This is a genomic window from Methylorubrum rhodesianum (assembly GCF_014199985.1).
Lineage (GTDB): Bacteria > Pseudomonadota > Alphaproteobacteria > Rhizobiales > Beijerinckiaceae > Methylobacterium > Methylobacterium rhodesianum.
The window spans coordinates 72506-81768 of the sequence record NZ_JACHOS010000022.1 but is presented as its reverse complement, the minus strand read 5'-3'; the positions used below and the strand labels follow the sequence as shown (position 1 = coordinate 81768).

8 protein-coding genes are annotated in these 9263 nt (G+C 62.7%); 6 read left to right on the top strand and 2 right to left on the bottom strand.

Features of this window, described 5'->3' with window-relative positions:
- Nucleotides 1-238: 238 nt before the first annotated feature.
- From HNR01_RS24535 to HNR01_RS24515, 5 genes are all read left to right on the top strand, one after another.
- Nucleotides 239-1150 carry a DnaJ C-terminal domain-containing protein gene (locus tag HNR01_RS24535; protein ID WP_012455604.1) on the top strand — a complete coding sequence of 304 codons (912 nt, stop codon included), beginning with the start codon at nt 239-241 and terminating at the stop codon, nt 1148-1150.
- Nucleotides 1147-1428, top strand: a complete 282-nt coding sequence (locus HNR01_RS24530; protein WP_012455603.1) for a chaperone modulator CbpM — start codon at nt 1147-1149, stop codon at nt 1426-1428. The genes HNR01_RS24535 and HNR01_RS24530 overlap by 4 nt, the downstream gene beginning before the upstream one ends.
- A 103-nt stretch (nt 1429-1531) precedes the next feature.
- Complete coding sequence (locus HNR01_RS24525) at nt 1532-1939, top strand: Hsp20/alpha crystallin family protein (RefSeq protein WP_012455602.1); 408 nt, start codon at nt 1532-1534, stop codon at nt 1937-1939.
- 13 nt (nt 1940-1952) lie between these two features.
- Nucleotides 1953-4364, top strand: a complete 2412-nt coding sequence (gene lon / locus HNR01_RS24520; RefSeq protein WP_012455601.1) for an endopeptidase La — start codon at nt 1953-1955, stop codon at nt 4362-4364.
- A 770-nt stretch (nt 4365-5134) separates the two neighbouring features.
- Complete coding sequence (locus tag HNR01_RS24515; RefSeq protein ID WP_012455599.1) at nt 5135-6253, top strand: site-2 protease family protein; 1119 nt, start codon at nt 5135-5137, stop codon at nt 6251-6253.
- Nucleotides 6254-6302: 49 nt separating this feature from the next.
- Here the strand turns inward: HNR01_RS24515 and HNR01_RS24510 are convergent.
- Together HNR01_RS24510 and HNR01_RS28200 are read right to left on the bottom strand one after the other, a co-directional pair.
- Nucleotides 6303-7444, bottom strand: a protein-coding gene (locus HNR01_RS24510; protein ID WP_085987124.1) for an IS3 family transposase whose coding sequence is annotated in 2 segments (ribosomal slippage) — nt 6303-7177 and nt 7177-7444 — 1143 coding nt in all. Because the reading frame shifts where the segments join, the coding sequence is not laid out codon by codon here.
- Nucleotides 7445-7767: 323 nt separating this feature from the next.
- On the bottom strand, nt 7768-8061 hold the full coding sequence (locus HNR01_RS28200) for a GCG_CRPN prefix-to-repeats domain-containing protein (RefSeq protein WP_083920737.1): 294 nt from the start codon (nt 8059-8061) through the stop codon (nt 7768-7770).
- A gap of 636 nt (nt 8062-8697) precedes the next feature.
- On the opposite strand from HNR01_RS28200, the gene HNR01_RS24505 reads away from it, so the two are divergent.
- Nucleotides 8698-9180, top strand: a complete 483-nt coding sequence (locus HNR01_RS24505) for a hypothetical protein (RefSeq protein WP_157228241.1) — start codon at nt 8698-8700, stop codon at nt 9178-9180.
- The last annotated feature ends 83 nt before the right edge of the window (nt 9181-9263 follow it).

The window sequence follows — 9263 nt, the reverse complement described above, 5'->3', positions numbered from 1 at the left end:
GGGCTCACCCCGAACGCGTTTGCAACCCGGTCCAAACAGGACCAAAACCAGAACGGACTCTGGTTATGAACGGGGGCAAACAGGGGGCAGGGTCAGTCTGGCCTCGGGCCAGTCCGTCCGAAAGGCAGGCTCCCCAGCGCCTCCGGCCCGCGCAGCCCTAAGATCATGTCATTGGCCGCTTCAATGCCGCGGTCTCTTCCATTCCACGCCGCAACGATGATTTGCGGAGGCAGGATCCTTGAGCGACAATCCTTATGACGTTCTTGCAATCAAACGCGACGCATCGGCCGAGGAAATCCAGCGGGCGTTCCGCAAGCTGGCGAAGAAGCATCATCCCGATCTGAATCCCGGCGATCCAAGGGCTGCCGAGGCGTTCAAACGGATTTCGGGGGCCTACGACATCCTCGGCGATCCGGAGAAGCGAGCGCGCTTCGATCGCGGAGAGATCGACGCGTCGGGCACGGAGAAGCCGCCGCACCGGTTCTACCGCGACTTCGCCGACGCCAGCGACGGACATCCCTATGCCTCGGCGGCAGGTTTCGAGGACATGACCGGCACGGACGACCTCCTCTCGGAGCTCCTACGACGTCGTACCGGAACGAGCTTCCGCATGCGCGGAGCCGACCGCCACCTGCGACTTCCGATCGATTTCCTGGAGGCGGTGAACGGCACTATCAAGCATGTCGTCCTGCCGGACGGCACAGCGCTCGATTTTGTCGTTCCGGCCGGCGTAAGCGACGGGCAGATTTTGGGCTTGGCAGGCAAGGGGGAGCCCGGCCTGGGCGGTGCACCGCCCGGCGATGCTCTGGTCCAGTTGGAGGTGCGTCCTCACCGACGGTTCCGCCGCGAGGGGGACGACATCCGGCTTGATCTACCCATCTCCTTGACGGAAGCCGTGCTCGGCGGTCGCGTCGAGGTCCCGACGCCGACCGGTCGGGTGACCATGTCGATCCCAAAGGGGTCCAACACCGGCAAGGTGCTGCGGCTGCGCGGTAAGGGCATGCCGCGGCCTCAGGGCGGACATGGCGACATGTACGTCACCCTGCAGGTAGTGCTGCCAGAGAACGATCCGGATCTGGAGACGTTCGTCACACACTGGCAGCGCGGGCTTGCTCACAATCCGCGTCGCGACCTGGAGCGCGAAGCATGACGCGCGAAGAATTCTGCAGTCGTCTCGGTATCCGGAGCGCAACGCTCCAGCTCTGGACTTCCGAGGGTTGGCTCTTGCTGGATGACACCGGGTCGTCCAGTGCGAGCCTGTCGGAGATCGACCTGGCGCGAGGGCAGCTGATCCGGCACCTCGGCGACGAGTTCGGAGTCAACGCAGAGGGAATCGGGATCATTCTCGATCTCCTCGATCAGGTGCACGGACTTCGATCCGTGCTCCGGGAAGTGCTGCAGAGCTCTGCTGCCAGGGCGGAACGCTGAAACAGATCGACGTTGGCTGTCCGGATCTCCTAGGAATGCCACCTCTTGGGCACTTTAGAAAGCGAACTGCATTTCCTAGACACCCGCATCTCAGGAGACGTGCATGCCGAACAGGAACCCGGCAGGTTGGATGCTGGCTGAGGCCATCGACGCCCTGACGCGAGCGGAGCGAATGCACCGCGAGTTGTTCCGGCCTCAACGCCCGACTGCGCAGCGCGAACCTGCTTGGGAACCGCCAGTGGACGTTCTCGAGACCGACAGGGCAGTCCTCGTTCTGATCGCCCTGCCGGGAGTGGATCCAAACCAGGTCACTGCGTTGATTGAGGACGGATGTCTTCTCGTGCAGGGGAAGCGCGTGCTGCCACCCGAGTTGAGGAACGCCGTCATCCATCGACTTGAGCTGCCGCAGGGGCGCTTCGAGCGCAGGATCCTACTGCCGACTGGTCGCTACTCCGTCCGACACTTCGCGGCCGACGGCTGCCTCGTCGTGCAGCTCGATAAGATCCGCTGAGGAGGCGCTTCTCTTGGCTCATCTCGACAGCCTCTGTGGAACGTCCAACGGCGACGCGAACGATCCGCATGCTGCGGTTTCAAATCCCACTCTTCCGGAAGACGGCCTCATTCTGGTGCCTGCCAGGAATACCGTGCTGTTCCCTGGCATCATCGGTCCGATGATCCTGGGACGCGCGAAGTCCATTGCAGCGGCCCAGCGCGCCGTGCGCGAGGAGCGTCCTATCGGCATTCTCATGCAGCGGGATGCCAGCATCGAAGATCCTGGCCCGGACGATCTCTACCATTTCGGTACGATCGCCAACATCGTCCGGTACATGACTGCGCCGGATGGAACCCATCACGCCATCTTCCAAGGCACACAGCGATTCCGCGTACTCGACTATCTCCCGGGCACTCCCTTCCCTATCGCGCGGGTGCTTCAAATTTCTGAGCCCGAAATCCAGACACCGGAGGTCGAAGCACGTTTTCGTCACCTGCAGAGCCAGGCCGTCGAGGCTCTGCAACTCCTTCCCCAAGCTCCACAGGAACTCATCACAGCCCTTCAGGCGACGACCTCACCTGCCGCGCTTACCGACCTCGCAGCGGCGTACATGGATATCGGGCCGGAGCAGAAGCAGGAAATCCTGGAGACCGTCGATCTCATACAGCGCATGGATAAGGTCCTGCGGCTCTTGGCCGAGCGGCTGGAGGTTTTGCGCCTCACTAAAGAGATCGGACTTCAGACAAAAGCGGCCATCGATGAGCGCCAGCGGGAGGTTATCCTGCGCGAGCAGATGGCCGCCATCCAGCGCCAGCTCGGCGAGAACGACGGCCGAGCGCAGGAGGTGGCTGAGCTTAGTGACGCGATCACGCGGGCGCAGATGCCCGAGGAGGTGGAGACGCAAGCGCGCAAGGAATTGCGCCGTTACGAGCGGATGCCGGAGGCGGCAGCTGAGGCCGGCATGATCCGCACCTATCTCGATTGGCTGATCGAGCTGCCCTGGGCACTGCCGAAGGAGAAGCCCATCAACATTGCCGAGGCGCGGCAGATCCTAGACGCTGACCACTTCGGTCTCGAGAAGATCAAAGCGCGCATCATTGAGTACCTCGCGGTGCGCAAGCTCGCGCTGAACGGCAAGGCACCGATCCTGTGCTTCGTGGGGCCACCCGGCGTGGGCAAGACCTCGCTCGGCCAGTCGATTGCACGCGCGATGGGACGGAGCTTCGTCCGGGTGAGCCTTGGTGGGGTGCACGACGAGGCCGAGATCCGTGGACATCGGCGCACGTACGTTGGTGCGATGCCGGGCAACATCATCCAAGCTGTCCGGAAGGCAGGATCCCGCGATTGCGTTGTGATGCTCGACGAGATCGACAAGATGGGCCGCGGAATCCAAGGTGATCCCTCCGCCGCCATGCTGGAAGTTCTCGACCCTGAACAGAACGGTACGTTTCGCGACAACTATCTCGGCGTCCCGTTCGATCTGTCCCGCATTGCGTTCATTGCCACCGCCAACATGCTGGACACGATACCAAGCCCGCTGCGCGATCGAATGGAGGTCATCAGCCTGGCCGGCTACACGGAGGACGAGAAGCACGAGATCGCGCGCCGCTACCTCGTCCGCCGCCAGCTTGAGGCGAACGGGCTGACGCCAGAGCAGGTCGAGGTCGAGGATCAGGCTCTCACGGAGATGATCCGTGCATACACCCGCGAGGCGGGCGTTCGAAACCTGGAACGTGAGATCGGGCGGCTCTTCCGCCACGCGGCCGTCCGGATTGCCGAAGGTAGTGCGGATAGAGTCCGCTTCGGGGTTGGTGAGCTTGCTTCCGTCCTCGGGCCACCTCGGTTCGAGAACGAGGTCGCGATGCGCACAAGCGTGCCCGGCGTCGCAACAGGACTAGCTTGGACGCCGGTGGGTGGCGACATCCTGTTCATTGAAGCAACGCGTGCGCCCGGCCAGGGCAATCTGATCCTCACCGGGCAGCTGGGTGATGTCATGCGCGAGAGTGCGCAGGCGGCCCTGAGCCTCGTTAAGAGCCGAGCCGGGGCGCTTGGGATTGATCAGGCTGTCTTCGAGAAGAGTGACATCCACGTTCACGTACCGGCCGGTGCAACGCCCAAGGATGGGCCCAGTGCTGGTGTGGCGATGTTCAGCGCCCTGACATCCTTGCTCACGGATCGCTGTGTGCGCAGCGACACGGCCATGACGGGAGAGATCTCCTTGCGAGGGATGGTCCTACCGGTGGGCGGCATCAAGGAGAAAGTCGTCGCCGCCGCGGCGGCGGGCCTGTCGCGGGTGATGCTCCCGGCGCGCAACCGCCGCGATTACGAAGAGATCCCCCGAAGTGCGCGCGCGGCGGTCGAGTTCGTCTGGCTTGAGAACGTCGAGCAGGCAATCTCCGCTGTGCTAGACGAGCATGAGGCAAGACACAGTCCAGTGACCTAGCCAGAGTAGCGTGGCGAAGATACTGATCCCCTGTGCTTTTGCGTCAAAACGGAAGGTCAGATGCTTTATTAGTCATTATGACCATCGCGCCGAAGCTCTGTGGGCGAGATCACCTTCCGCAGCCGGTTGTTCTTCGGGCTCCGATTGGCCGTGTGCATCAGGTGCCCGTCCGCGATCAGCGCCTGGACGGCCGTCGGAGGACATGGGAGAGTGGCCGCCACGTCGCGGCCCGCTGCCTCGAACTTCGGCGTCATGCCGATCTGGTGCTGGCAAGCGTCAGGGACAGCGTGACAGATCGGACTCCCCAAGCTGACGCTGAGGCCCGCTGAGGGACGTTTTTCTTGACGATCGCCAGCTGATTGCCCTTGTCAGGGACCAGCATCAAGTCAGCCTCAGACGGTCCGGCAGCTGTTTCGGACAACAGATTCCCAGAACGATCTTGTTCTTTCGGCAGTTTGCTCAGGAACCTGACGATTGCGAGGCTTGAGGCGAGTAGGTCCTACGCCCTCCGGCTTCGACGTCGTGAAGTCATGCACCCCCAATCAGGCTGAGGAGCTCTCCTATGGATGTTGTCATGAGCCTGTTCATCGGTCATCTGGCTTTCGCAGGCCGGCTGTAACTGAAAGCCGAGACAAAGATAGGTATAATGGCACGCCCGCCGGTCTGCATGGCGCTAGTTGCCCCGGGCGAGGTGCAACCCAGGCGGGAAGGGAAGCAAGCGTGACGCTGCTGCAGCGGGCACGGCACAAGGGGCACGAGGGCGGATCTGAATGGGCTGGTCACTACCAATTGGCGTCGTGAAGGGCACGGTGATCCGTGTCCACATCACCTTCCTGCTCTTCCTCGCATGGATCGGCGTGGTTGCCTTCGTCCGAGGTGGACAAGGCGCAGCGCTGCAGAGTGTCGTGTACATCGTCCTGCTGTTTCTCTGTGTGCTGCTGCACGAGTTCGGGCATGTCTTTGCCGCCCGACGCTACGGCATCCAGACGCCGGAAATCACGTTGCTGCCCATCGGCGGCGTCGCACACCTAGAGCGAGTTCCCGAGAAGCCGACACAGGAACTCGTGGTTGCACTTGCCGGTCCCGCAGTGAACATCGCCATCGCGGCGTTGCTCTTTCTTGTGCTTGGCGGTTTGGCTTCAGAAGCTGGTACAGAAGTTGCCAACCCCGGGGTTAGCCTCCTGGAACGCCTTCTGTGGGTCAACCTGTTCCTGGTTGCCTTCAACCTGATCCCGGCCTTTCCGATGGATGGCGGGCGCGTGTTGCGCGCCATCCTGGCGCATCGTCTCGGCTACGCACGCGGTACCCAGATCGCTTCCCGCGTCGGACAGGCACTCGCCTTCGTGTTCGGCCTCTGGGGCCTACTTGGCGGTAATCCGCTGCTGATGTTCATCGCGTTCTTCGTCTACATGGGTGCTGCCTCTGAAGCTCATGCTGTGCAGATGCGCCAAGTCTTGCGCGGCTTGCTGGCGGCGGACGTGATGATCACGCGCTTCGAGAGCCTACGGCCGGGTAGTCAGGTCGAGGATGCGGTGCAGTGCCTGATCACTACGACACAACACGAGTTCCCCGTTGTAGATGGGATGGGACACCTGCGAGGCGTGCTCACTCGAGACGACATGATCCGTGCCCTCCGTGACCGAGGTCCTGAAACTTCGGTGATGGAAGTGATGCGTTCCGACATTCCTGTGGTGCGGGACCGCCAGCCGCTCGAAGGTGCTCTTCGTCTGATGCAGGAGAAACGGCTACCGGCAATTGGAGTAACGGACGCGTCTGGCAGGCTCGTGGGCCTGATCACGCCTGAGAACGTCGGCGAGATGATGATGGTTCAGACGGCGCGCCCTCAGCGGCGTCCATCCCCCGTACCGCGGATCCGGCCTTTCCTCTGAGCGAGGCAGAGTGACCTGACCGGTATTTTGGACCGAGCCGAGTGAGAGGCTACTGCATGGCCGCTGCCAAGGGTAGGCGGAAGGCCAGATCGGGAAAGCTGATTGGCGCGGGCGGCCGGTAGCCCAAGGACGAGTGCGGCCGGACGCGGTTGTAGGTGTTCTGCCACCGGGCGATCACGGCCTGGGCTTCCTTAAGTGAGTAAAAGATTTCTTGGCGCAGGCACTCGTCGCGCAGCTTACCGTTGAAGCTCTCACAGTACCCGTTCTCCCACGGCGAGCCCGGCGCGATGTACTGGATCTGCGGGCCTGTCTTGGCGACCCATTTGCGCAGTGCCTTCGAGATCATCTCAGGGCCGTTGTCGCAGCGGATGTGCTCCAGGATGCCATGCAGGCACATGGCGTCGGCCAGCGCCTCGATCGCGCCAAGGCTGTTGATGCGCCGTGCCACCTTCAGCGCCAAGCATGCCCGGCGGTGCTCATCGATCAACGTCAGGATGCGCAGGCTTCGCCCGTCATGGGTTTGCGCCTGAACGAAGTCGAAGCTCCAGACGTGGTTACGGTGAAGCGGACGCAGCCGCACGCACGAGCCGTCGTTCAGCCAGAGGCGGCTTCGGGGTCTATGTCGGCTGGGGACCTTCAGCCCCTCGCGACGCCAGATACGCTGAACCCGGTCCTTGCCTACCTGCCAGCCGTCTGCTTGCAGCAGCGCGGTGACACGGCGGTAGCCATAGCGCCCGTAATCGGACGCCAGGGCAATGATGGCGCGGGTCAGCGCATCCTCGTCGGCCGGCACGGTCGGCACGTAGCGTTGCGTGCCGCGGTGCTGACCGACGATCCGGCAAGCGTGACGCTCCGAGAGGCCGTACTTCTCCCGAATGCCGTCGACCGCCTGCCGGCGTCGCTCGGGGGCTACAAGTTTCCCGAGGCGACGTCCGCCAGCACCTGCTTCTCCAGGGATAGATCGGCCACGAGGCGGCGCAACCGAGCATTCTCGCGCTCAAGATCCTTCATCTTCCGGGCTTGATCGACCTGGAGGCCACCGTACTCCTTGCGCCAGCGGTAGTAGCTTTGCTCCGAGATCTCCGCCTCCTTGCACGCCAAAGCCAAACTCTTGCCCTGGGCGGTCTGCACCTCGATCTGGCGCAGCTTCAGCACGACCTGCTCTGCGCTCGTCTTCTGTCCTCGTCGCATGTCCGACTCCTTCGGTCCTAGCTGATCCTCTCAATCAGCCCGGTCCAAAGCCAGCCGGTCAGGTCAACATCGCAAACCTGCTGCAGTGCAGCACATTCGAGGTTGAGCCCTGCATGAGTGAATATATGGCTGAGACTGCAGCTGCGCGCTGAATCGTGACGTGGTGGCCGTCAGGATCGTGTGTCGGTGAGCCTTCCGATAGTCCGGGATAGGGTGCCTTCAAGACGTGAGCAGGCGGGCTGCCGTGGGGCTGTCGTAAGAAGCCGCCTGCTTAAGCAGGCGGCGTTGTCGGGCTCAAGACGGCAAACAGACCTGCCGGGTCTTCACCACCGATGGTGCCACCCGTGATAGTGCCAGCGCCACGGCCGATCGAATCCGACTCCGTGATAGCCCCAGGGCCGATCCCAGTACGGCCTGTAGAAGCGGGCTCGGTGCCATCCCCAGGGTCGACGCCAAGGCGGACCATAGAAGACCGGACCGTAGAAGTTCGGGCGACAGAAGCCGTAGAAGTTCCGGTGAAAGCCGGGGCCGCATCCATCGCGTGCCTCGGCCGACGAGCCGGTGCCGACCAATATTCCCAGGGCAAGGACGGCAGCACCTGCAAGTTTCCAGAGCATGGTTTGCACCTCCTTCAGGTGGGACAATCATCCACCCCAACCGTGCAACGAAAACGCACTCACCCGGTTCCGCGTTGCAGCGATACTGATTTTTCATAGTCACGCGGTGCGCTCTGCATCCGTTGCATCTTTTGGCGAGAGGCGGATCGCACTAGATCATTGCAAGGAGGAAGATCTGAGCATGGAGGTTGTCATGCGCTCAAGATTCCTTGCTGCGGCGATGCTGGTCTGCGCCGCGAACGTGCCGGACCCTTGTTCGGCCCAGCCTAGTGGCCGAGCAAGCGATATGGAGGGATCACGATCCCCGATCACGGCGCCGAACACCGCGCCGACTGGGCGCGTCGTGCCACGGCCAGGTAGCCTCGATCCAGCCACAGTACGGAACATCGAGAAGCGCACGAAGGAGCAAGAGGAGGATGCGTCAATCACACGGGGAATTTGCGTCGGCTGCACCTGATCCGCGACACTGACATCTATCTCCTTGCGTGTGCACTCTATTGGTTGAGGGCCTTTAGTTCGTTGGCAATGCAGTTAGGTGTTCTGAACGAGCATCCGAGCCGAAGCCTCGGGCCGGCCCACAGGATCGGGGAGGATCGATCGGCAGCCATCTATGGCTAAAGCAGGAGGATACATCAGATGAGCGAAAACGCGCCTTCAGACTGGAAAGGCACGACGCAACAAGGTTCAGGTTGGTCTTCGGTCATTGTCGATTCGCCGGTCCCCCCGGAGCAGGCCAACGAGAATACCACGCTTCAAGCGACGCGGGATTCCTGGAGCGGAGCAGAGCTGGTCGCCGCAATCCAGGCAGCGGGACGCTACGTTCGAGAGACCGATCAACAAACGCGAGCACTGACCAAGCGCTTGCAGGAACTGGTCGCCCAAGTCCGCGAGCAGCTGAGCGCTGCGGTCGGGCGAGCGGAGGCAGCCGAGGCGCGTGAGCGGGAGCTGCGCCGATGGGCCGAGGAAGCCGTCGAAGCTGCAGAAGAACGCACGCGGGCAGCGGAGATGCGGGCGCAACGAGCCGAGGCGTGGCTGGCTCGTGTCGCCGAGGCCGTTCAAGCGGAGTTTCCGGTCCGAGCCGAGGAAATTACTCAGGGGAAAGACCAGATTGCCGCCTGATCGAGCTGCCGTGGCGTCCTCGGCTGTTCGCAGTGCGCGGACTGTGGGCCGTCATCTGAATTCCGAGGTCCGGGTAATCTAGG

Coding starts and splice junctions, on each gene's coding strand:
- HNR01_RS24530 (WP_012455603.1), top strand. CDS start 1,147: ATGACGCGCGAAGAATTCTGCAGTCGTCTCGGTATCCGGAGCGCAACG.
- HNR01_RS24525 (WP_012455602.1), top strand. CDS start 1,532: ATGCCGAACAGGAACCCGGCAGGTTGGATGCTGGCTGAGGCCATCGAC.
- HNR01_RS24515 (WP_012455599.1), top strand. CDS start 5,135: ATGGGCTGGTCACTACCAATTGGCGTCGTGAAGGGCACGGTGATCCGT.
- HNR01_RS28200 (WP_083920737.1), bottom strand. CDS start 8,061: ATGCTCTGGAAACTTGCAGGTGCTGCCGTCCTTGCCCTGGGAATATTG.
- HNR01_RS24505 (WP_157228241.1), top strand. CDS start 8,698: ATGAGCGAAAACGCGCCTTCAGACTGGAAAGGCACGACGCAACAAGGT.